Below are 20,685 nucleotides of genomic sequence, written 5' to 3' on the forward strand. Positions count from 1 at the left end.
ACGTTAATGGAACATTTAATTAGTCAATTAAAAATGATTGGAATACTTCATTCCCTAATAATTTTCCTTTTCGCGTTAAACGAACATATCCATCGCTCTCTTCAAGCAATCCTTGTTCTTGGTTGTTTTGTAACTGCTTCGCGAAAACTTGATCCATCTCCATATTAAATTTCTTTTGAAATGCTATTTTAGATACACCTTTTGTTTTTCGAAGTCCTAAGAACAACTCTTCTTCCATCTTTTCTTTCTCCGTCACCACGTGAACATCTAAATACGGAAATCCTGTTTCATCAATTTTATTAAAATATTGCTTCAGCGGACCTACATTTTGAATACGTTCCCCATTCACATAACTATGAGCTCCAGCTCCAAAGCCATAATACTCTTCATTATTCCAGTATGTGAGATTATGTCTACTTTTATTGTCACCTTTTGAGAAATTACTAATTTCATACTGGTTATAACCGTGTTTCTCCATTTCATCCATTACCATTTCATACATTTTCGCTTCATGGTCTTCACCCGGAAGACGCAATTTCCCTTTATTCATTAAGTTATAAAACACTGTTTTAGGTTCCACAATTAATGAATATGCCGAGAAATGTTGTACACCAAGCGTAAAAGCAATGTCTAATGTTTCCTTCACATCTTCTATCGTTTGTCCTGGCAAAGCATAAATAATATCTACATTAATATTTTTAAAGCCTACTTCCTGAGCTTCTCGAATCGCTAGGAATGCATCTTCCCTCGTATGCTTGCGCCCGATTTTCTCAAGCAGTTCATCACGGAACGTTTGCACACCAAAACTAATTCGATTCACTCCACCTTCTAGTAGTACATTCAACTTCTCTTTCGGTAGATCTCCTGGATTCGCTTCAAATGTCAATTCACAATTCGGAGCAAACGGGCGCAAATGACGATTAATAATCTCGAGTAATTTTTTTGTCTGTTCCATATTTAACGCTGTCGGAGTTCCACCGCCCACAAAAATCGTTTTCATACTATCAAACGGAACTCTTTGAACCGTATTTATTATTTCCTTCTCTAAATAATCTAAATATTGATCAACCGGTTGGCGTTCAATAAACACTTTATTAAAATCACAATAGTGACAAATGTGCTGACAAAACGGGATATGAATATATGCAGCTTGTACCAAATATAACTCCTACCTTTCTAAAAAGAAAACCTCCGCACTCCGGAGGATTCTCTACTTCTCTAACGTATTACGAATTTGTTCCATTCGCATTTTTCCCCAATCATACATCATTTCAACGATCGGTAAAAGTGACATGCCTAGTTCCGTCATATAATACTCAACACGAGGAGGAATTTCGGGATATACTGTTCGATCAACAATCCCATCTTCCATTAACTCTTTTAATTGGTTTGACAAAACTTTATGAGAAATGCTTGGGAATAACCGTTGTAATTCACTAAAACGATGAGGCCCTTCCACACCAAGATGCCACAGTATCACAACTTTCCACTTTCCACTAATAATAGAAAGCGTCAATTCCTTTTCACAATTAAAATTGCCATTTTGTATTTTATCTTGAATATCTTTTCGAATATTTTCGGACATTAACAATCTCCTAACTCTATATGAACTAAAAAGCTCTCTCATTATTGTAAATGAGAGCTGCTCAGATGTCTAAAAAGTAATTATACAGAAAAAAGAAGCCGTACAAACGACTTCTTTTTTATTTCAAATATTAGTTGTCATCCATTTTCAGTACAGCCATGAATGCCTCTTGCGGCACTTCTACAGAACCAACAGACTTCATACGTTTTTTACCTTCTTTTTGCTTATCAAGAAGTTTACGCTTACGAGAAATGTCACCGCCGTAACATTTTGCAAGTACGTTTTTACGCATCGCCTTAATTGTAGAACGTGCTACAACTTTATTTCCGATAGTCGCCTGAATTGGCACTTCGAACTGTTGTCTCGGAATTAATTCTTTTAATTTCTCTACAATTACTTTACCACGGTCATACGCTGAATCACGGTGTACGATAAATGATAAAGCATCCACTTGTTCATTATTTAAAAGAATATCCATTTTCACAAGTTTAGATGGTTTATAACCAATTAACTCATAATCAAATGATGCATACCCTTTCGTATTTGATTTCAATTGATCGAAGAAGTCATATACGATTTCTGATAACGGGATTTCATATGTTAATGTAACACGCGTTTCATCTAAATATTGCATATCAATAAACGTTCCACGTTTACCTTGGCAAATTTCCATTACAGCTCCAACATAGTCATTCGGAACCATAATTGAAGCCTTCACAAACGGCTCTTCTACACGATCGATAGACTGTGGGTCTGGCATATTAGATGGATTATCAACAATAACATCTTCACCGTTTGTTAAATAAACTTTATAAATAACGCTTGGCGCTGTTGTAATTAAGTCAATCTTAAATTCACGTTCAATACGTTCTTGAATGATTTCCATGTGAAGAAGTCCTAAGAATCCACAACGGAAACCAAATCCTAACGCTTGAGATGTTTCTGGTTCAAACTCAAGAGCAGAATCGTTTAACTCTAATTTTTCTAACGCATCACGTAAATCGTTATAACGAGCAGAATCAATTGGATACAGCCCACAGAATACCATCGGGTTTAATTTACGGTAACCTGGTAACGCCTCTGCAGCTGGACGTTTCGCATGTGTAATCGTATCACCAACACGTGTATCACCTACGTTTTTAATAGATGCTGCTAAGAAACCTACATCACCTACTGTTAACTCGTCACGTTGCGTAGTTTTCGGTGTAAATACACCTACTTCTGTTACTTCAAATTCTTTACCCGTTGCCATCATACGTACTTTATCGCCAACTTTTACCGTTCCATTTACAACACGGATATAAGCAATTACACCACGGTACGGATCATATAAAGAGTCGAAAATCATACATTGTAACGGCTCTTCTGAATCACCTGCCGGAGCTGGTACTTTTTCAACAATTTGTTCTAAAATTTCTTCAATACCAATTCCAGCTTTTGCAGAAGCAAGTACCGCTTCTGATGCATCTAAACCAATTACATCTTCTACCTCTTGACGTACACGTTCTGGATCCGCACTTGGTAAGTCGATTTTATTGATAACTGGTAAAATTTCCAAGTTGTTATCAAGCGCTAAGTATACGTTCGCTAACGTTTGCGCTTCAATACCTTGCGCTGCATCTACTACAAGAATCGCGCCTTCACAAGCCGCTAAACTACGAGATACTTCGTACGTAAAGTCGACGTGTCCTGGTGTATCAATTAAATGAAGAATATACTCTTCACCATCTTTTGCTTTATAGTTTAATTGTACTGCGTTTAATTTGATTGTAATACCACGCTCACGCTCTAAATCCATAGAGTCAAGCAACTGAGCTTTCATTTCGCGTTGTGTTAACGCATTTGTTTTCTCTAAAATACGGTCTGCTAACGTTGATTTTCCGTGGTCAATATGAGCAATAATAGAGAAATTACGAATTTTGGACTGTCTTTTTGCTCTTTCTTCTTTGTTCATCTATGTTCTCAACTCCTAATAGTCTCGCCAATATACACTAGCACTGATTATATCAATAGAGCAACAAAGATTCAATGAAAACTCGTGCTGCTTACGATACAAATCATTCTATCTATATCTTATGCGAATAAACCATAAGAGACAAACCCTTTTCAAATTTTAAAACGGTTGTCTTACAAATCAGTAAAACAACCATCTCCCATGCTACTCTTAGCTAAAAATCCCCTTTATTTTCCCAACAACTATATCCGTTCCGAACTTCGTCATTTCATAAGCTACACTTGCTAACGCCATCCCAATTCCTTCTACAACATTAAAACTTCTTAAACGTTCTAATTGTTGTTGTTTTTCTGAAGCTGAAAACGAACTACCCAAAATTTCTGATTCAGCACCTGTACTCTCTGTCCCTGTCATATGAGCTATTTGTTCATACGACAATTGCCGATAACCTTTCATACTTTTCAAACCATGATTAGCAAGTGACACTCCTGCTATCATCATAAGTAAACATAAAGCTACACTACATATACACAAAAGCGCAAAACGACTCAAACTATTATCATCTTTCTCCCTCAATGTGTATACGCTCCCGTATTATCTTGATCAATTTGATGATGCAGCGCTGCATTTAAACCACTCGCTATTACATTCGCCATATCCTCAATAAAAGTATCTACTTCTTTTGGGGTCACCATTAAGTTATGACCAAGAGGCGATAGCACTTCATAAATCAACCTTCTTTTTTCTTCTTCTTCTAACGTACCAACAGCACCTAAAAACATATTTCGGCTCTTTTCATCTGGCATATCTTCTTCTGTTAATTTTTTCTTTTCTCCAAATGAAAATCCCGCTGGTAACAAAGATCTTGAAGGTTTGTTTCCTTCTTTCATCTCTCGACCAAAATGTTTCAAAATAAAATCAATCGTATCACTTGTAATCGAAACGGCATCGACCACAGTCGGAACACCAATTGCGATAACAGGGATACCTAATGTCTCTTTACTTAGTTCCTTACGTTTATTCCCAACCCCTGATCCAGGATGGATTCCAGTATCAGAAATTTGTATCGTGCTATTTACTCGTTCAATAGAACGGGCAGCTAATGCGTCAATCGCAATTACAAAGTCTGGATTTGTCTTCTCAATAATCCCATAAATAACATCGCTCGTTTCGATGCCTGTAATCCCCATTACTCCCGGCCGAATTGCACTAACAGGTCTGAATCCTTCTTCTACACTTTCAGGCTGCAATTGAAACAAATGTCTCGTTACTAATACATTTTCTACAACTATTGGCCCAAGAGCATCCGGTGTTACATTCCAATTCCCAAGGCCTACAATTAAACAGCTCGCTTCTTTTGTAACACCAACCTCTTCTAAGAAATAAGAAAATTCTTTTGCAAAAATACGCTCCACTTTTTGTTGAAGTTCTGTATCTTGCTGACGTATACCTTGTACTTCAAGCGTTAAATAATTTCCAGGTTTTTTACCCATCGCTTCAGAGGCAGCTTCATCAATTGTTACTTTTGTAATTATAGTACCTTCTTCTTCCCTCTCTTTTACAATTACCCCCTGTATCCCTTTTTGTTCTTCTTGGCTTTCTTGCAACATTTGATGAGCTTCTACAGCAAGGTCAGTTCTAACGCTATATTTACTTAAATCCAATGGTTCTTTCATCGTATCTCCTCCGTAATTCATAGTAAATATCGTTAGATTTCCCAAAGTTATATAAGGTCATTCTTTCCTTTACGTGAAATTTCATGGATATACTATTGCAATTCTCTTCACCGTTTGATAGAATATCACTTGTTCTATGTAAGAATCGAGTCATTCGATTGCACCAGGGAGGTGAAAAGTATGGCAAACATCAAATCTGCTATCAAACGCGCTAAACTTAGCGAAGAGCGTCGTGCACATAACGCTTCTATCAAGTCTGACATGCGTTCTGCTGTTAAAACTGTAGAAGCTTTAGTTACTAATAACGATCTTGAAAATGCTAAAGAAGCTTTCAAAACTGCTTCTAAAAAACTTGACAAAGCAGCTCGTAAAGGTCTTATCCACCAAAACGCTGCATCTCGTCAAAAATCTCGCTTAGCGAAACAAGTAAACGCGTAAGGCGTTTAAAAAACGATCCATTTGGATCGTTTTTTTATATACAAAAAAAGTTCATGCACTAGGTACATGAACTTTTTTTGTGTCATCACATATGATTTAATCGCATTAAGAAAAACTCGAGCACAAGTTTCTTATCCATCTTTCCCGTCTTCATACTATAATCAGCTTCCGCTAATTCTATAATCACTTTTTTTAATTCTTCAAAAGAGAAAAATTTCGTTTGATTCATCGCCAATTTTACACGATACGGATGTACACCAATATGAGATGCAATTTGATTTTGCCCATAACCACGTTGCTGTAACTCTTTCACTTGATACAACAAACGGAATTGACTCACTAATAACGCAAGCAATTTAATCGGTTCTTCCTGCTGCGTAAATAATCCATCCAAAATTTGCATTGCACCTGCAATATCTTTTTTCACCACTTTTTCTGTCAAAGCAAATACATTTTGCTCAACTGATTTTGGCACAAGCTCTGCAACAAGTTTCGTCGTAATCTCTCCGCCCATACCAACGTATAACGTTAACTTGTCCATTTCCTTCGCCAACATCGTTACATTACTTCCCACAAGCTCTAGCAACAAACTAACAGCCGCGTTATCAATGTGCACATGCACTTCATCTGCTCGAGCAACAATCCACTTCTGAACATCCTGCACTTGCATCGCATTCGCTTCTACTACATCTGCTGTTTTCTTTAATAGTTTTGTATTTTTTTTTCGCTCATCAAGTTTTTCGTAAGGCGCAACAAAAACAAGAATAGAAAATGGAGAAGGTTCACCAATGTATTCTTCTAAAATTTTTATATTTTGCTCTAACTTTTCTTTTTGCGAAGTCAAAAATAGCGGTGATTTTATTAACAGTACTTTCCGCTCTCCAAAGAAAGGAAGCGTACGCGCATCCTCAACCACATCTTCTAAATACGCTTCTTCCAAATCGTATGTCACAACATTAAACTCTCGATCTTCTTCTTCAAGTGCTTCTGTCGTAATAAGCTTTATCGTTTCATTTATAAAAAAAGCTTCCGTCCCATATAGTAAATATAACGGAGCAAACTGTTTCTTTTTAATTTTTTTATGTATATCACTCATACTTTTTCCTACTCCCTAACTTGGCAATATATATTTATACTAATGCCCTAGCTTTTGTTTTACAAGTACAAAGGAACAGGCTTTATAACCCGTCCCTTTATTTATATTAAACGCCACGCAATAAGCCCCGGGTTTCTTATTGGTGTGCGGTAATCACCTTCCCTTTATTATTCACAATAAAAATTCCAGTATAAGTGCCAACTGTTAACATGCTTGGAAACAAAAAACTCACGTTACTTCATAATCTAAAATTCGCAAAAAGCTCATTTTCTCTTCACATTGAAATTGTAGATTTTTTTCTGACAATATTTTATACTAAAGTGGAATGTTGGGGAGGGATTCTAAATGAATGATTTTGAACAAAACGTTCAAAGTAAACGCAATGACGCTATTGATTCAGGGGTAGGATTTATCGTCTCATTTGGTTTTTTCGCAACACTTTTCATCATTGCAACTGTTATTAAATTTATCGGTTCTTAAAGACTGCCACTTCATGGCAGTCTTCTCTTTTTCACCTATTATATGTCTTATCATATGTGATTTTACTTTGAAAGGTTCCATTTTCCCCTTTAAAAACATAGGAAATAGCACCTTGCTTGTCCGTGCGCCATATCGCACTCCCCATCTTCCCCAAACGTTCTATTACTTCTTTATGCGGGTGTCCATATCTATTCTGCTTACCAACAGATATAATCGCTACACGGGGCTGTATAACGTTCAAAAAAGACTCTATAGATGACGTATTACTTCCATGATGAGCAACTTTTAAAACATCCACTCGCAAATCTGGATACGCAGATACTAAAAACTGCTCTCCTTCTTCTTCTAAATCGCCTGTAAATAGCCACGTCAATCCTCCAAATTTTGCCCATATTACAATTGAAGCATTATTTTCACTTTTTTCTTTTCCTTTTGGAGCTAAAACGAAAAACTCAGCTTCATTTACACTCCAACTTTCCCCTTCCCCCACTTCAGTTATTTTCATTTCCTTTTCTAATGCCTGTTTCTTTACTACTTTTTCTAATACTGCATCTTTTCCCTTCCGGCCAAATACAACTTCTTTTACAGGTATATATGATAATAATTCTTGCGCAGCACCTATATGATCTGCATCTCCATGCGTTACGATTAATTTATCAATTGTTTTAATACCTTCTTTTTGTAAATAGGGTATTAAAACATCAGTTCCAACAGAAAATTCATGCTTTTTTTGTTGCCACTCTTCCTTATTGACACGAAGCGTTCCACCTGTATCAATAAGATAAACCCCTTTATCATACGGAAGGCGAATTAATATTGCATCACCTTGTCCAACATCAATAAATGTTACACTTCCGCTTCCTCTAAAATATGGATATACATAATGACACGTGCTAATAAAAAGAAATATACTCACAACTATACAAACCATTTTTTTCGGCGCTCTCCTTTCCCAAACTATCAATATACTGACAATACTCGTGCAATATACAGCTACAAGATTGAAGGACGTTTTCCCGAAAATAAGCTGGTTAAATGGTAAACTTTCACAATAACTTAGAAGAACATTAGACATACTCAAGCCTATTGATAACACATCCGCAAATCCTTTTGCGAGAAACGGGACAATTGGCATACACAGTAAAATAATAATGCTACATGGTAATACAATGATAGATAAAAACGGAACGTATAAAAGATTGAGGAAAATGCTATATGGAGAAAAATAACCAAAGTGATATAACAAGATCGGAGTACTAACGAGCTGTGAAATGATAGAAATATAAATAGAATTTCGGATTACTCCGTTGCTACTCCCTAATAAGAACGGAGCAGACAAAAGTAAAGCGAAGCTACCTACAAAAGAAAACTGAAATCCAATATTAAAAACAAGATAAGGGTCATATATAAGCATACATATAGCTGTTACACTTAAAGCATCTAAACTAGATAAACGAATCGAGCACATAAAAGCAATCAACATCAAAACTCCTGCTATAGAAGCCCTTATAACAGATGGTGACGCCCCTGCTAAAACCATATACAAAGGAATACAGACGATAAGGCAAATTGTTGCTACCTCCCTCGTCGCACCACTTCTTAGCAAAATAAAATATACTATCCCCATTAACAATACAATGTGCGAACCTGAAATTGCTAACAAATGTATAAGACCAAACTGTTGATATTGCTCTTCCACTTCAAACGTCATTTGTTGTCTATCACCAAATAGTAACGCATTCATAAAAGCACCTGATTGCTCTGGAAACATTTCTGTAACTTTCGAGATTGCTTGTTGCCTCAAAAGGAGAATCCATTGCATAAGCGACAGTGATGTTTTATAGCATTCAGAAATATATGTAGCCTCAAATGTGAAATGAATATGTTGCTTGTATAAATAATCACGGTAATTAAAACCATGAAAATTCCGAGCTGTTTGTGGTTCTTTCCTCTCACCCTCGAATACACATGATATCCCTGCGTATAATTGTTGCATTTTTTCCTTTTCCAGAGCTGATTTTATTCTATAACTTAATTGCACTATATTTTTATTGTGATCTTCAAATTGAAAAGATAGGCGATCGCCATTAACAAGCGGTGTATTTTGTATAACACCTCTTGTAACTCCATAGGACTCTCCTAGAGACTTATTCCACCCTTGAACATAAGAAGTGTATATAGCGCCACTAAAGCACGCTACAATGCAAAAAAAGAAGGTTTTACGCGAAGTGCGATATAAACAGAAGAAAATATTTAAAAAGAGGCAAAAAACTATCAATAAAAGTGACGAGGAAAAGGCAATTGCAATCCCTATTATAAACGAGATTGCAACATACCCCCATTGTTCCTGCAACTTATACTCACTCCTTATAGCATCATTTTTGCTTTCGTGAATACATGCTGTAATTCTTCCATTGATAAATTATCTTTTTCTAAAGACGCAAATAATTCTTTTAACTCCGTATAACGTTTTTGCTCCTCTAATGCAGCAATATCATATTCTAGCGGAACGTGCTTCACTGTTACATTCGCTTGTTCAAATAACTCTATGGCGTATGGATGATTTTTATAATCCTGCGCATAATAAACCGCTGTAATACCACTTTGAATAATTGCCTTACAACATTGTAAACAAGGGAAATGCGTAACGTAAATTTCTGCTTCCTCTGTTTTCGCACCAAACTTGGCACATTGTAATAAAGCATTCATTTCGGCATGAATTGTCCGAACACAATGATTATCGATTACGTAACAACCATCATCTATACAATGTACGCCACCTTTAATCGAACCATTATATCCACCAGCAATAATTCGTTTATCGCGAACGATTGTCGCTCCTACCGCAAGCCTTGTACATGTACTACGTAACGATAGTAGATGGCTTTGCGTCATAAAATATTGATCCCATGAAATTCGTTCCATATTTTTCACCTACTTTTTTGTCTACTTGTAGTGTAGCGAAAGAAGAAAAACTTCGTCAATCTTTTACGGAATAATAATTTGATCTTTTATCTTTTCAAGAGACTTCGCACCAATCCCATCAATCTCTAATAAATCTTCTATTTTCTGAAACGGACCATGTTCTTCTCGATATTTCAAAATACTTTCTGCCTTTCGAGAGCCAATTCCTGTAATCTTTTCCAATTGCTCCTTCGCTGCTGTATTTATTCGAATCTTGCCATCTTCCTTAGAAGAAGTAAACATCCCTTGTTCTGACTCATTTTTACTCGGTATATAAAGAAGCATTTGATCTTGTACAATTTGTGCTAAATTCACTTTTTTGATATCTACTTCTGATAAAAAACCACCAGCCTTTTGAACCGCATCCTTTACGCGATCTCCTTCCTTCATTTCATATACCCCTTCTTTATTAACCGCTCCTTTCACATCAATTATAATTGTTCTTTTCTGTTCCTTTGTATCCGATATTTTCGGTTTACCCTTTTTTTCTATCTCCTTCTCTTGCACATTCATTGTAATAGGCGTTCGTTCTACACTCTGATTCGTTTTCCAAAAAACAAGAAAAAGTAAAGTTCCAATAATAGCTACTAAACCTAACCACTTTTTCGGAAAATCCCACATCATTTTACACCTCTAATCATAAATTTATAACATCATTCATATTGTTTAGGAGAAAGCTGTTACGAAGGAGGGATGAAACTTTGAACATAGGAATTATAGGGACAGGAAACATGGGGAATATACTAATCGATGCATTTTTAGAAACCCGTGCTGTCAAACCTTCGTGCCTTACAATCATTAATCGGACGCCTGCCAAAGCATATCATATAAAAGAAAAATACCCTTCTGTTCATATAGCAAAAACAATCCCGGAAGTAATCGAACAATCACAACTTATTTTTATTTGCGTTAAGCCGATAGATATATACCCTATCCTAAAAAAATACGCTGAACATTTTTCTGATGAAACGTGCTTAGTTTCTATTACGAGTCCAATATCTCCATCACAATTAGAGACTCTCGTACCTTGTCACGTCGCGCGTATCATTCCAAGTATCACAAACCGCGCCCTCTCTGGCGCCTCACTATTTACATTTGGAGATAATTGCTCTGAAGAATGGCAACAAAAATTACTTCGTCTATTCAAAAACATTTCTACACCTCTTGTAATAGAAGAAGATATAACGCGCGTTTCATCTGATATAGCAAGTTGCGGTCCTGCTTTCTTTAGTTATTTACTACAATGCTTCATTAACGCTGCTGTAGATAAAACAAATATTACACACGAAGAGGCTACTACTTTAGTAAGTGAAATGGTCGTGGGGATGGGGAAATTACTTGAAAAAGAAATCTTCACATTACCTACCTTACAAGAAAAGGTTTGCGTGAAAGGCGGCGTTACTGGGGAAGGCATTCGGGTTTTAGAAGAACACGTTGGAGATATGTTCCATAAGTTAATCGAGCGAACACATGAAAAATTTGATGAAGATTTAGAATGCGTTGATCAGCAATTCAATAAACACACATAATAAATACGTCATTTACATTCCAAATCCTTTTTATAAATAATTACTTTTTTACAATACATTTTCACTTCAACTACTATTCCCACACTTTACGCATACGATCTTCAGATTATGCTAGAACTAAAAATACATCTTCTTTATAAAACAAAAGCAACCTTCTCGGTTGCTTTTGTTTTATCAAGCATTAACGGCCAGTAAGATCCCCACCTTAAAACTCAGCGAAAGCAAAGAAGTTAGGAGGGGGTCGGGCTGCCCGTAAAAGCCCGATTGGTTCAACTAATAATCAGCGGGGAGCTTCGTACCCCGCTGATTAAAGTTTCACTTTATCCGTTTTTCTTCGCCATGAAGAAAATACGCTCTGTTTGTTCTGTAACTTCAAGTCGCTCAAAATCACCTGTTACACGAAGCACTGTAAAACCTGCTTCTTCAAGCCATTTCGTTAACTCTTCCACTTGATATGCACGTTGCACGTGACATTCGTCAAACCGATGGTACACATCTTCTTCTGGATCTTGAACAAAGAATGTTAAATCATGCTCTACACTATTTGATTCTTCACCAGGGAAGCAATTCCAAATAAGAGATATTTCTTCTCCATTCACTGTATACGTTTCATTTTGAAATACATGATGTATTTTATATAAAGAATGTACATCAAATAAAAACAAGCCATCTTGGCGTAAATGGTGAAATACTCTTCTAAATGTTTCTTGCACTCCATCTTCTTGCAATACATAATTTAATGAATCACAAAAGATGGTTACACAATCAAACTCACCTGGAACATCAAGCTCTCGCATGTCTTGTTGATAAAAAGGAATAAAGTATCCCTCTGCTCCCAGTTTTTGCTGAGCGACTGTTAACATTTCTTCTGAAAGATCGACACCTATTAAATCGTAACCCTTTTGCACAAGCGGAAGGGTTACATTACCCGTACCGCATGCTACATCAAGAATTTTTGCCTCTTTCATATCTGCTTGCTGCAGGCTTTCCTCTGTGAATTCTACCCATTTATCATAAGGGACATCATTCATTAGTTCGTCGTACAACAATGCAAATTGTTCGTATTTCATTGGCCTAGCTCTTCTGTAATATCTTCACGTGGCACATCGCCCCATAAACGCTCTAAATTATAGTGATTACGCTCATCTTTATGGAATACATGAGCAACTACATCTCCAAGATCAACTAATACCCAACGTGCTTCGTCAAAACCTTCCATACGTTGTACGTCGATTTGGAACTCATGTGCTTTTGATTTAATTTCACGTGCAATTGCTTGCACTTGTTTATCTGAATTACCGTGACAAATAATGAAATAATCTGCAATTGGTGAAATACCTTGCATATTTAGGACAACCATATCTTCTGCTCTTTTATCATCAGCTGCTTTTGCCGCTAATACTAATAAATCTTTATCGTTCATTTACTCATTTCCTCCTTGATAACTGCATTGTATGTTTGGAATGTTAATGGATAAATCGTCTGATTTTTTTCCATTAAAAATTGAATTGTTTTCTTTAACGCAAATAATAAAGCTTGATTTATATCCGTATATGCGAGTTTACGAGCCTCTTCCACACCTGGAAACTTTCGCCCTGGCTCAATGTAATCAGCTACATAAATCACTTTATCTAACATTGTCATGTTCTCATGACCACTTGTATGATATGTAATAGCTTGCAAAATTTCAGAATCCGTAATGCCTACCTCTTTTTCTACTAAGTATGCCCCAACAGGCGCATGCCACAACTCTTTATTATAGCAAAGTAAATCTTTCGGCAAATCTTCACGTTTAATAATCTCTTCCATCTCTGAAATCGCTCTACATTTCGCATAATCATGGAATATAGCTGCCATCTCTGCTTTTTTCTCGTCCACACCGTATAACTTAGCCAGCTCAATCGCTGTCTCCATTACACCAATTGTGTGTGTATAACGTTTTTCATGCATTTGTTGTTTAACAATATGAAGTGCATTCTCACGATTCATACAACCCATTCCTCTCGATATATACCTGTACTTTTTCAGGAAGTAAGTATTTACACGTTTTCTTCTCCTTATATCTCTCACGTAATAAGGATGAAGAAACTGCAAATTCCGGAATTTCCACTGTAGTAATCTGATACGGCGTATGCAATGTGTACCCAGGTCTCGCAACTCCAACAAACGTTACAAGATTAAGTAAAGCTTCAATGTTATACCACTTCGGTAAATACTCAACCATATCCCCACCAATAATAAAGTGAAACTGCACATCCGGATACTTCTTCGTCAATTGCAACATAGTGTCATACGTATAAGATGGGCCCTTCCTGCTTAACTCTTCTAAACAAATAGAAAAGTGTTCTTCTGCCTCAGTCGCGAGCTCTAACATATGTAAACGTCTTTCTATACTTGTAATATTACGTCCTTGTTTATGTGGCGGAATCTGGTTTGGCAAGAACCATACTTCTTCCAAATCCAAAGCGTGATATACTTCATTTGCAATTAGCAAATGTCCATAGTGAGGCGGATCAAATGTACCGCCAATGATGCCAATTTTCCTCAAAAGAAACGCCCCTTCCTTTTACATACAGCAACTCTCCTTGGTTAGGAATGAAGAGAGTTGCTATTAATAAAAGTTCAATTGGTTTCGCTCTCTACATCATTACGCATCAGCGATAAAAATAGCGCATGCTAATCTTTTTATCGAGGAAGCTTAATTTGTTTATTTTCTCTTGATTCTTTGTATAAAACGATTGTGCTTCCAATTACTTGAACGATCTCAGCACGTGCACCTTTTGCAAGTTCTTCCGCAACCTCACGGCGATCAAATTCACAGTTTTGTAATACACTTACTTTAAATAACTCACGAGCTTCTAAAGTATCTGCGATTTGTTTAATCATATTTTCATTTACTCCGCCTTTTCCTACTTGAAAAATTGGTGTTAAATGATGTGCTTGTGCACGTAAAAATCTTTTTTGTTTTCCTGTTAACATATATGTTAGCCTCCAAGCTTTTCTATAACTAATTGTTTCATTCTCCCGATATTCGGTACACTTCCTGTCCACATTTCAAATGCAAGTGCTCCTTGATACACAAACATATCAATACCATTTTGAATGATTGCACCTTGCTCTTTTGCCTCACATAAAATTTTCGTTTCAAATGGATTATAAATTATATCTGATACAATCGTTCCTTTTTTTAACGAACAAATTTGTAATGGCGTATGTTCGACGTGTGGATGCATACCTATTGTTGTCGTCTGAATGATAATATCATAATTCCCTTGTTCTTCTGTCGCTTTTTCTAACGACAAAGCAACAGAATTAACATCGGCCGTACGTGCAGCAATAAGTTCTTTCGCCTTATCTACTGTACGATTGGCTACATCAATCTCTTTTACACCTACATCAGCAAGAGAAAAATAAATAGCTCGGCTAGCACCACCTGCACCAAGTAACAAAATACGTTTCCCTTGAAGTGGTTCATGACTAATTGACTGCAACGCTCGAACAAAACCAATCCCATCTGTGTTGTAGCCAATTAACCTTCCATTCTTATGAACCACTGTATTTACTGCACCGATTTTCCTTGCCAATGGGTCAATCTCATCCAAATACTCCATAATAGCAACCTTGTGCGGAGTTGTTACATTAAATCCTGAAATACCTAATGCTTTTAAACCTCTTACTGCTTCCCCTAGCACTTCCTCTTCAACAAGAAACGCATGATAATGGGCATCCATATTCAAGTGTTCAAATGCATTGTTATGCATAACGGGTGATAATGAATGTCCAATTGGATTTCCGATTACACCATATAATTGTTTCATAAATCCCTCTCCATATTAAATTAAAGATTTACGTAGTGAAACACTTACTCCTTTTGGTACGTGTGCAACAATTTTTGCTCCTGGTTCGTTCACAGTAACCCATCCTAATCCAGAGAATACAACATCCGTTTTAGGTTCACGAATATTAAATTCGTATTTCACTAGCTCAGGCATATTTGCTAATTCTTCTGGCGTTGGTGGGCTTAGTAAATCCCCAGCATGATTTTTATATAATTCATCTGCTTTCTCAAGCTTTGTACGATGAATTGTTAAGCGATTCGAGAAGTGACAAGTAAACGCACGACGACCACCACTTACATAATCAAAACGTGCCAATCCACTAAAGAATAACGTTTGTTCTTCGTTTAATTGGAATACCATCGGCTTAATTTCTTTTGTTGGTGTAATAAGCTTTAAGCTTTGCTTTCCAACATAATGAGCCATTTGGTGGTGGTTAATAATACCTGGCGTATCATATAAAGAAGATTCTTCGTCTAATGGAATATCAATTAAATCAAGTGTTGTTCCTGGGAAATGAGATGTTGTAATTACATTTTCAGTCTCATCACTAAATTCTTTAATCATACGATTAATAAATGTCGATTTCCCTACATTCGTACATCCAACAACGTAAACATCTTTGCCGCCGCGATAATACTCAATAGCATCTGCTAGTTCAGCAATTCCTTGTCCCTTCGCTGCACTAATTAAAAAGACATCTTCTGGTTTTAATCCTAGTTGCTTTGCACTATAGCGCATCCAATGCTTTACTTTATCATGTTTTACTGACTTTGGAATTAAATCAGCTTTATTTCCAACAAGTAATACTTTATTATTTCCTACGAAACGATGTAAACCAGGTAACCAGCTACCATTAAAATCAAAAATATCTACAATTTTGACTACTAATGCATCTGATTTTCCAATTCCATTTAAAATGCGTAGGAAATCATCATCTGTTAACGATACATCTTGAATTTCATTGTAATGCTTCAAGCGAAAACAACGTTGACAAATAACTTGTTCTTTCTCTAAAGATGAGGTAGGAGCATACCCCACTTCGTTTTTATTTTCTGTTTGAATTTCTACACCGCAACCAATACATTTAATTGTTTCAGTCAAACTTTATTCCTCCCAGTTAATTAAACCTTTTTTCTTCATATTTTTCATAATTCTGCGTTCAATTTTTCGATTAAAGCGCGTCACTAATCCGTCCGTTTGTGCTACCGGTACAACTAAAATTGTATGAAGCCCTACTCGGTTTCCACCAAGCACGTCAGTCAGTAACTGATCTCCAATTACCACAACTTCCTCTGCCTGTAAACGCATCTCTTGTATCGCACGCTTAAACGCTCGAACAAATGGTTTACGTGCACTATGAATAAATGGAATGCCTAATGGGTCAGCAAAATCTTTTACACGTTGCTCATTATTATTTGAAACAACCGTTACTTGGATGCCGTGCTCTTTCATTTTCAAGAACCATTTTTCAAGTTGCGGGGTTGCATTTGGACGATCCCATTCAATTAAAGTGTTATCTAAATCAGTAATAACACCTTTAATCCCACGTTTTTTTAAATCTTCTGGTTGAACATGATATACATTTTTCACATATTCATTTGGTAAAAATAGTTTCAATTTCTTTCACCTCTTTGAGGATTTTTCATAAAATTTTTCGACAACATTTTTCGATATATAACCTGTGGATAAAATTGTACACATTTTCCACATTAATTTTTCAGTTAATTTGGAATTTACTAACAAACTATACACACTTTATCCACCTAGGTATGTGGATAACCACCCGTTTGTGACTGTCATATTTTTTTGGTACATTAAATGCATCAACGAATCAATCCTTATATTATTAGGAGGTGACTCACCTTGAAAACAAAACATATGGAACAGTTATCCACTGAGTTACTCACTGAGTCTTATTATAAAGCAAAAGAACTAAAATTAAATCCCGACTTCATTTTACTTATAAAACAAGAAATCATTAGACGCTCATTAGAGGACAAGCTTGTCAAATCTTCTTGATTACATATAAAGTGAAAGGTTTAATTAGCCCGTACCAATCAAACAGTTACAGGATAAATTATTGGATGCCCTGTAAAAAGAGCCATCCTACGATGGCTCTCGAATAAACAAGTACTCCCATCTAGGGGATTTCATCATTAAGTATCTTTGCCCATAACTCTTACTTACGGTTATAAAAGCTTTTCTTTATTTATGAGCTAATCGAGTAGCTATTTTTTCACCAAGACGAAGCTCTTGTCCACTCTTTAATTCCTGCACTACTTCTATCATATCTTTTTCAAACAATAACACAACTGTTGAACCAAATGTAAAGTATGCCATTTCTTCACCTTTTTGAACAGTATCTCTCTCATGCAAAAGCTCGATACTATTAACAAACATGGCACCTACTTTTACAAGAGCCATATGCTCACCATCACTGCTTATTTCTGTAACAGAACGATAATTTTTTGACAGCGGTTCTTTCCCGTATTCCATACCAGCTGCATTTACCGGATATGATTTTCTACCGAGTACAAACCTTTCAGTCACAGAACCAGAAAGCGGACTATGAATGCGATGATAGTGACTTGGACTCAAATAAATTACCATATATGTACCGCCTGCATATCGCGTTGCACGTTCTTCATTACCTAGCATATCCACAATTGAATAGCGCTTTCCTTTAATATCAAATGTTTTTGTATCCTCAATAGGACCATGATCTGCAAAAACACCATCAACAGGACTAACGATACTCGATGCATCTGTATCAATACTACGCTTTCCTTCTTTTAGCTTACGCGTAAATAATTCATGCAATGTTCTATATTCCTTCAAGCCCTTTTCCATCTCATCTTGATTAATTTGAAAAACTTTCGCATACGATGGAATAATGATAGAGCTCAAACGAGATTGTGCAAATTTACGTAATATATAAGAAGTAAAGCGACCATTTGTAAGTTCTATCATAAGTCGATATAATGTACGTCGCAAATTGCGAAACCCCCTAATCAGTCTATAACTTTAGTTTTCCCTTCTTTTCTTTCTATATCATATGTAAAATTGGTTCTTATTCCCACATATCATATAAAGCAGCCTTATTATACATACAGAAAACTAAGTATGGTATTATTCTTAAATTATTTAGCACCTTCTAATATTACAGATAGAATCCGTCATTTTCAACAGTGAACATGTATTTCTTCTTAGCATAACGCGTTTTCTTTTCTTATTTACAATAAGAAAAGCAGCCCCTTTTAAAATATGGCTGCTTCTAATACACTTTACTCTTTCGCTTTTTTCTCTTTCTCTGCCCTTACAAACTCGTGGAACATCTTCATTAAAGCACGCTTTTCAATCCTTGATACGTAGCTTCTAGAAATACCAAGCGCCTTAGCGATTTCCCGCTGTGTTTTCTCCTTATCTAGCCCAAGTCCAAAACGTTTCACAATCACTTCTTTTTCTCTTTCGTCTAAAATATCGATATACTCTTTAATTTTTTCTAACTCCATACTAAGCTGAATCATATCAATTACATCTTCAGACTCTGATTTTAATATATCAATAAGCGATATTTCATTGCCCTCTTTATCTTGCCCAATCGGATCATGAAGTGAAACATCTTTTTTCGTTTTCTTTAGTACACGTAAATGCATCAAAATTTCATTTTCAATACAGCGTGCTGCATACGTCGCAAGCTTTGTTCCCTTTCCTGCAGAATAGCTCTCGATCGCTTTAATGAGCCCGATCGTACCAATTGAAATTAAATCTTCTGCATCTTCTCCTGTGTTCTCAAATTTTTTAACGATATGAGCTACAAGCCGTAAATTATGTTCAATCAAAAGATTTCTCGCTTGAGCATCACCTTGCTCCATTAACTCTAAGTACTTTCTCTCATCATCTGATGATAACGGCTGCGGGAACGCATTATTCTTTACATAAGAAACAAAGACAAACACTTCTCGAACCATATATCCAATTGCGGCGAATAGACTCAAACCTTTCACCTCCGCCAAAATAGTGGTCTTTATTATGTGTATGTAGGCGTGAGGTTGTTTGTGTCTGTACAGTTTATTTATAAAACTCAACACTTCTAACATTTAAAATATTTTATTGTTATATTATAATTAAAAGAAATTGTTATTTATATATGAATATGCTATTAAAGGGGACACTATTCATGATTACATTAGATCGATTATTAAATGTAACAATTTATTTAGGGGGATTTTTACTTTTCATTTCGTTCATTACTTTTGTTATTAAAAGAGGGCCTGATTTATTATTTTTTCAATTTGGAATTTCTTTATTTTTTGGAGCTCAAATTATAACTGGAATGAAATTTTTTCATAACTATGGTTTTTCCTTTCACTCAAAACTAGAACTACTTATCTTTATTCTCTATGTAATTGGAATTATTACATGTATACTATTTTTCTTTCACTTTCAAAATCCGTATCGAATTTTTTTATTAATTTGTAGTTGTTTATTTTTGACTGGATCCAATTATTACTTTAAAGAAACATTAAAGTTTAATAAAAAATTTCCAAAGCAACATAAAACCTTTTTAAATACACAAGAAGAAGACTCTTTTCCAAAAGAAGTTCGTAAATTTTCAGAAGACTACAATACTATAATAAAAAATGAGTTTTATGAAATACCCATGATTCCTACTGAATTACATATTACAAGCAAAACAGATTCTTCCCGTAGTACATCTTTCTTAGTTGAACTTTATAATAGCGAGAATGAAATTACCGATGACTCTGTACAATTAATTCAATCAGACCGTTTTTATGTAGTGTTAAATACACCAAAAACAAAAATAGCAAGGATAGTATATGAAGGGCAGAATTTTTTCACATTTACAGTCACACTAAAGGCTCTTAATTTACAGCAAGAACCGGAAATTCATAATATGTTTTTAGAAATAGATAAACGTAGAGCAATGAATCTTCTTAATTTTGAAATTAAAGCCCATACTAAAGAATGGAAAGTAACATTTAAAAATGATAGTTCTCATTCCGATTTTCCTATCACATTTACTTTTGAAAAACGAACAGGCAAATTATAAAAATAAAAAGAGTTATTTTTATATTCTTTGAAAAATAACTCTTTTTATTT

24 protein-coding genes are annotated in these 20,685 nt (G+C 35.6%); 5 read left to right on the forward strand and 19 right to left on the reverse strand.

Translation table 11 applies throughout. The features are described 5' to 3' along the window. Positions 1-19: 19 nt before the first annotated feature. From hemW to gpr, 5 genes are all read right to left on the reverse strand, one after another. Positions 20-1,159: a radical SAM family heme chaperone HemW gene (gene hemW, locus CN409_RS16510; RefSeq protein ID WP_000249440.1), complete on the reverse strand. Its 1,140-nt coding sequence runs from the start codon at positions 1,157-1,159 to the stop codon at positions 20-22. Positions 1,160-1,210: 51 nt separating this feature from the next. Further along, a complete protein-coding gene (locus tag CN409_RS16515; RefSeq protein ID WP_001293539.1) occupies positions 1,211-1,585 on the reverse strand; it encodes a winged helix-turn-helix transcriptional regulator in 375 nt (124 codons plus the stop codon). A gap of 130 nt (positions 1,586-1,715) precedes the next feature. Then, the gene (lepA, locus tag CN409_RS16520) at positions 1,716-3,539 is read right to left on the reverse strand and encodes an elongation factor 4 (protein ID WP_001030948.1); all 1,824 of its coding nucleotides are present in this window, start codon (positions 3,537-3,539) and stop codon (positions 1,716-1,718) included. A 210-nt stretch (positions 3,540-3,749) separates the two neighbouring features. Then, positions 3,750-4,115 (reverse strand): YqxA family protein, encoded by a 366-nt coding sequence (locus CN409_RS16525; protein WP_001207093.1) that lies wholly within the window; start codon positions 4,113-4,115, stop codon positions 3,750-3,752. Beyond that, complete coding sequence (gene gpr / locus CN409_RS16530; protein ID WP_000662644.1) at positions 4,112-5,215, reverse strand: GPR endopeptidase; 1,104 nt, start codon at positions 5,213-5,215, stop codon at positions 4,112-4,114. The genes CN409_RS16525 and gpr overlap by 4 nt, the downstream gene beginning before the upstream one ends. A 180-nt stretch (positions 5,216-5,395) precedes the next feature. Between gpr and rpsT the strand changes: the two genes are divergently transcribed. Beyond that, positions 5,396-5,653 carry a 30S ribosomal protein S20 gene (gene rpsT, locus CN409_RS16535; RefSeq protein ID WP_001274012.1) on the forward strand — a complete coding sequence of 86 codons (258 nt, stop codon included), beginning with the start codon at positions 5,396-5,398 and terminating at the stop codon, positions 5,651-5,653. A gap of 85 nt (positions 5,654-5,738) precedes the next feature. On the opposite strand, the gene holA is transcribed toward rpsT, so the two are convergent. Next, positions 5,739-6,749 (reverse strand): DNA polymerase III subunit delta, encoded by a 1,011-nt coding sequence (gene holA / locus CN409_RS16540; protein WP_098217809.1) that lies wholly within the window; start codon positions 6,747-6,749, stop codon positions 5,739-5,741. 345 nt (positions 6,750-7,094) lie between these two features. Here holA and CN409_RS16545 point away from each other — a divergent pair, with 345 nt between their 5' ends. Continuing rightward, on the forward strand, positions 7,095-7,229 hold the full coding sequence (locus tag CN409_RS16545) for a YqzM family protein (protein ID WP_000997609.1): 135 nt from the start codon (positions 7,095-7,097) through the stop codon (positions 7,227-7,229). Between the two features lie 31 nt (positions 7,230-7,260). Here the strand turns inward: CN409_RS16545 and CN409_RS16550 are convergent, their stop codons facing one another. The 3 genes from CN409_RS16550 to CN409_RS16560 form a co-directional block, all read right to left on the reverse strand. Then, entirely contained in the window at positions 7,261-9,582 is a 2,322-nt protein-coding gene (locus CN409_RS16550; protein ID WP_001157827.1) for a DNA internalization-related competence protein ComEC/Rec2, read from the reverse strand. 14 nt (positions 9,583-9,596) lie between these two features. Further along, positions 9,597-10,154: a ComE operon protein 2 gene (locus tag CN409_RS16555; RefSeq protein WP_000439773.1), complete on the reverse strand. Its 558-nt coding sequence runs from the start codon at positions 10,152-10,154 to the stop codon at positions 9,597-9,599. 63 nt (positions 10,155-10,217) lie between these two features. After that, on the reverse strand, positions 10,218-10,817 hold the full coding sequence (locus CN409_RS16560; protein WP_000989935.1) for a helix-hairpin-helix domain-containing protein: 600 nt from the start codon (positions 10,815-10,817) through the stop codon (positions 10,218-10,220). Positions 10,818-10,894: 77 nt separating this feature from the next. On the opposite strand from CN409_RS16560, the gene comER reads away from it, so the two are divergent. Beyond that, positions 10,895-11,722, forward strand: a complete 828-nt coding sequence (gene comER / locus CN409_RS16565; protein ID WP_001020554.1) for a late competence protein ComER — start codon at positions 10,895-10,897, stop codon at positions 11,720-11,722. A gap of 320 nt (positions 11,723-12,042) precedes the next feature. Here comER and CN409_RS16575 read toward each other — a convergent pair whose 3' ends face one another. The 8 genes from CN409_RS16575 to CN409_RS16610 all read right to left on the reverse strand — a co-directional run bounded on the left by CN409_RS16575 (position 12,043) and on the right by CN409_RS16610 (position 17,178). After that, positions 12,043-12,792 (reverse strand): class I SAM-dependent methyltransferase, encoded by a 750-nt coding sequence (locus tag CN409_RS16575; protein ID WP_000873064.1) that lies wholly within the window; start codon positions 12,790-12,792, stop codon positions 12,043-12,045. Further along, on the reverse strand, positions 12,789-13,145 hold the full coding sequence (gene rsfS, locus CN409_RS16580) for a ribosome silencing factor (RefSeq protein ID WP_000998173.1): 357 nt from the start codon (positions 13,143-13,145) through the stop codon (positions 12,789-12,791). Before rsfS ends, CN409_RS16575 begins: the two co-directional genes overlap by 4 nt. Next, the gene (yqeK, locus tag CN409_RS16585; RefSeq protein WP_001078483.1) at positions 13,142-13,711 is read right to left on the reverse strand and encodes a bis(5'-nucleosyl)-tetraphosphatase (symmetrical) YqeK; all 570 of its coding nucleotides are present in this window, start codon (positions 13,709-13,711) and stop codon (positions 13,142-13,144) included. Before yqeK ends, rsfS begins: the two co-directional genes overlap by 4 nt. Next, positions 13,701-14,270: a nicotinate-nucleotide adenylyltransferase gene (nadD, locus tag CN409_RS16590; protein ID WP_001226031.1), complete on the reverse strand. Its 570-nt coding sequence runs from the start codon at positions 14,268-14,270 to the stop codon at positions 13,701-13,703. Before nadD ends, yqeK begins: the two co-directional genes overlap by 11 nt. Positions 14,271-14,407: 137 nt before the next feature. Beyond that, on the reverse strand, positions 14,408-14,701 hold the full coding sequence (yhbY, locus tag CN409_RS16595) for a ribosome assembly RNA-binding protein YhbY (RefSeq protein ID WP_000955224.1): 294 nt from the start codon (positions 14,699-14,701) through the stop codon (positions 14,408-14,410). Positions 14,702-14,706: 5 nt separating this feature from the next. Next, positions 14,707-15,540 (reverse strand): shikimate dehydrogenase, encoded by an 834-nt coding sequence (aroE, locus tag CN409_RS16600; RefSeq protein ID WP_000812105.1) that lies wholly within the window; start codon positions 15,538-15,540, stop codon positions 14,707-14,709. Positions 15,541-15,555: 15 nt separating this feature from the next. Next, entirely contained in the window at positions 15,556-16,662 is a 1,107-nt protein-coding gene (yqeH, locus tag CN409_RS16605) for a ribosome biogenesis GTPase YqeH (RefSeq protein WP_000140807.1), read from the reverse strand. A 3-nt stretch (positions 16,663-16,665) separates the two neighbouring features. Next, positions 16,666-17,178, reverse strand: coding sequence for a YqeG family HAD IIIA-type phosphatase (locus CN409_RS16610; protein ID WP_000765316.1), 513 nt, complete (start codon positions 17,176-17,178; stop codon positions 16,666-16,668). 246 nt (positions 17,179-17,424) lie between these two features. Between CN409_RS16610 and sda the strand changes: the two genes are divergently transcribed. Next, entirely contained in the window at positions 17,425-17,580 is a 156-nt protein-coding gene (gene sda, locus CN409_RS16615) for a sporulation histidine kinase inhibitor Sda (RefSeq protein ID WP_000850094.1), read from the forward strand. A gap of 186 nt (positions 17,581-17,766) precedes the next feature. Here sda and CN409_RS16620 read toward each other — a convergent pair whose 3' ends face one another. Then, positions 17,767-18,555: a phosphatidylserine decarboxylase gene (locus CN409_RS16620; RefSeq protein ID WP_001254999.1), complete on the reverse strand. Its 789-nt coding sequence runs from the start codon at positions 18,553-18,555 to the stop codon at positions 17,767-17,769. A 290-nt stretch (positions 18,556-18,845) separates the two neighbouring features. Then, positions 18,846-19,559: an RNA polymerase sporulation sigma factor SigK gene (gene sigK, locus CN409_RS16625; protein ID WP_000051382.1), complete on the reverse strand. Its 714-nt coding sequence runs from the start codon at positions 19,557-19,559 to the stop codon at positions 18,846-18,848. 182 nt (positions 19,560-19,741) lie between these two features. Here sigK and CN409_RS16630 point away from each other — a divergent pair, with 182 nt between their 5' ends. Then, on the forward strand, positions 19,742-20,635 hold the full coding sequence (locus CN409_RS16630; RefSeq protein WP_141527710.1) for a hypothetical protein: 894 nt from the start codon (positions 19,742-19,744) through the stop codon (positions 20,633-20,635). Positions 20,636-20,685: the final 50 nt, after the last annotated feature.

The sequence above is a fragment of the Bacillus sp. AFS012607 genome, from assembly GCF_002558005.1.
GTDB lineage: Bacteria > Bacillota > Bacilli > Bacillales > Bacillaceae_G > Bacillus_A > Bacillus_A thuringiensis_S.

What these genes read in the sequence shown, in the direction of transcription:
- CN409_RS16515 (WP_001293539.1), bottom strand. Translation starts at nt 1,585, where the DNA reads ATGTCCGAAAATATTCGAAAAGATATTCAAGATAAAATACAAAATGGC.
- lepA (WP_001030948.1), bottom strand. Translation starts at nt 3,539, where the DNA reads ATGAACAAAGAAGAAAGAGCAAAAAGACAGTCCAAAATTCGTAATTTC.
- gpr (WP_000662644.1), bottom strand. Translation starts at nt 5,215, where the DNA reads ATGAAAGAACCATTGGATTTAAGTAAATATAGCGTTAGAACTGACCTT.
- rpsT (WP_001274012.1), top strand. Translation starts at nt 5,396, where the DNA reads ATGGCAAACATCAAATCTGCTATCAAACGCGCTAAACTTAGCGAAGAG.
- holA (WP_098217809.1), bottom strand. Translation starts at nt 6,749, where the DNA reads ATGAGTGATATACATAAAAAAATTAAAAAGAAACAGTTTGCTCCGTTA.
- CN409_RS16545 (WP_000997609.1), top strand. Translation starts at nt 7,095, where the DNA reads ATGAATGATTTTGAACAAAACGTTCAAAGTAAACGCAATGACGCTATT.
- CN409_RS16555 (WP_000439773.1), bottom strand. Translation starts at nt 10,154, where the DNA reads ATGGAACGAATTTCATGGGATCAATATTTTATGACGCAAAGCCATCTA.
- CN409_RS16560 (WP_000989935.1), bottom strand. Translation starts at nt 10,817, where the DNA reads ATGATGTGGGATTTTCCGAAAAAGTGGTTAGGTTTAGTAGCTATTATT.
- CN409_RS16575 (WP_000873064.1), bottom strand. Translation starts at nt 12,792, where the DNA reads ATGAAATACGAACAATTTGCATTGTTGTACGACGAACTAATGAATGAT.
- rsfS (WP_000998173.1), bottom strand. Translation starts at nt 13,145, where the DNA reads ATGAACGATAAAGATTTATTAGTATTAGCGGCAAAAGCAGCTGATGAT.
- yqeK (WP_001078483.1), bottom strand. Translation starts at nt 13,711, where the DNA reads ATGAATCGTGAGAATGCACTTCATATTGTTAAACAACAAATGCATGAA.
- yhbY (WP_000955224.1), bottom strand. Translation starts at nt 14,701, where the DNA reads ATGTTAACAGGAAAACAAAAAAGATTTTTACGTGCACAAGCACATCAT.
- aroE (WP_000812105.1), bottom strand. Translation starts at nt 15,540, where the DNA reads ATGAAACAATTATATGGTGTAATCGGAAATCCAATTGGACATTCATTA.
- CN409_RS16630 (WP_141527710.1), top strand. Translation starts at nt 19,742, where the DNA reads ATGATTACATTAGATCGATTATTAAATGTAACAATTTATTTAGGGGGA.